We start from the raw sequence: 369 nt of genomic DNA, 5'->3' as shown, positions 1-369 counted from the left end.
GGCATGTGTGCCACCACTAACCAGGTGTCTATTTCAGTATGAACTTCGGTGAGTGCTTGTAAGTAGTCAACGGCGGTTTTCGCATTAGCGCTGGGGATAATGTCATCGCACGTTTGCTCCAAGGTGAAACCTCGGCAATGTTCTTTGACACACTCGGCCGTCTGCTGAGCGCGCACATAAGGGCTCACTAACAAGCCTTGTGGTTTAAACCTTTGTGCTAACCATTGGCCTACATGATCAGCTTGTTGCCGACCTCTTTGAGTCAGTTCGCGCAAGTGGTCTTGCGCTTGTAGCGCTTGAGCTTCCCCATGGCGCATGATTAAAATGGTTTTCATTGCAAAGAAATCAACTAATTAGCAAAAAAGTTTT

At 47.4% G+C, this 369-nt stretch carries 1 protein-coding gene; it reads right to left on the bottom strand.

The features are described 5' to 3' along the window. A partial coding sequence (gene sixA / locus CWB99_RS23755; protein WP_138686252.1) for a phosphohistidine phosphatase SixA occupies window positions 1-335 on the bottom strand: 335 nt, incomplete at its 3' end. Window positions 336-369 lie beyond the last annotated feature (34 nt).

It is taken from the genome of Pseudoalteromonas rubra, from assembly GCF_005887095.1.
GTDB classification, from domain to species: domain Bacteria; phylum Pseudomonadota; class Gammaproteobacteria; order Enterobacterales; family Alteromonadaceae; genus Pseudoalteromonas; species Pseudoalteromonas rubra_E.
Note: the sequence above shows the minus strand (reverse complement) of the source record. Positions and strands in the feature narration are given on the sequence as shown.